Below are 1015 nucleotides of genomic sequence, written 5' to 3' on the forward strand. Positions count from 1 at the left end.
GCTTCACTACTCTGATTGAAACGCCCTGTGCGGACCCGCATGCAGGGTGTTGTGGGGAGGGCGGGCTAAACACCCGTCCTTACCCGATTATCACTTGGTTAAATTCCAAATGAGCGTTCCAGTTGCTGCTGCGGCACCTATTATTCCAACCAAAATAGACAAACCAGGATTTCTATTAAGGAACCATAAAACCCGTTTTAGCTGCCCAGAAGAGCCCTCACGAAAGCCCTCTTCTGTTAGGGTAAACTCATGAAAGTCCTTCTCGACATAACCTCGGGCAGCCAATTCGTCAATCACCTCACCAATAATCTCAGGATTTGAATCCAATTCCCGACTCAACTTAGATTTTTCACCGATGGCAACAAGATCCAAGTAGCTGAACCTGTGGCTCGATAGGCCAGAGACAGAGCTTCGATGGTGCTTTTGGTATTCACGGACCAACCAAAAAAGTACTTCTTTAACAAGGCTTTCTTTCATTTTCAGAAGGTCCTATCTACGCTTTGATAACGCCGCGCACAGGGGCGGCTTACTTTATGCGCGTTTTGCGCGAAAATGGGAGTCGCAGCGACTAGCGCAAGACGTGCATAAAGTAAGCCGTCCCTTTGCTGCGCTTTGTTAGGCAGCGGTGCCTGAGTGCGCTGCTATAACTTGCCATTGCCCAGTATCCTTTGACCATACGCGGGTAAATGTAAAGTTCCCGCCAGCTGGCTGACCTGAATATGTACCTTCTATATTTGCTTTAACGGATACAACAGCTGTATTTTGGCCACTTAGCAATATTTTTTGATCGCTTAATTCTATCGATGTGATCTTAAGTAAGCCACTTTCATGCGCTTCTAGATCCATACTTTTATTCAAGCGTTGGCCGAAGTGATTGGTGAAAATCAGGTTTTCAGCCAAATATTTATTGAGGCTATTTACATCTGAAGAAAGCATTGCTATGCGAAGGTTTTCCTCTCCCTTCATTACTTCCGCTTTCAGAATTTCGCTCATAAAATCATTCCTTGATTCTGCC

At 45.5% G+C, this 1015-nt stretch carries 2 protein-coding genes; both read right to left on the reverse strand.

Translation table 11 applies throughout. From position 1 onward, the window contains the following. Window positions 1-90 precede the first annotated feature (90 nt). On the reverse strand, window positions 91-477 hold the full coding sequence (locus MWN76_RS20860) for a hypothetical protein (protein ID WP_250465123.1): 387 nt from the start codon (window positions 475-477) through the stop codon (window positions 91-93). A 138-nt stretch (window positions 478-615) separates the two neighbouring features. Continuing rightward, window positions 616-1015: nuclear transport factor 2 family protein (locus MWN76_RS20865; protein ID WP_250465125.1), on the reverse strand; the 400-nt coding region annotated here is incomplete at its 5' end.

Origin of the sequence: Microbulbifer litoralis (assembly GCF_023634065.1) — a bacterium.
GTDB classification, from domain to species: Bacteria; Pseudomonadota; Gammaproteobacteria; order Pseudomonadales; family Cellvibrionaceae; genus Microbulbifer; species Microbulbifer litoralis.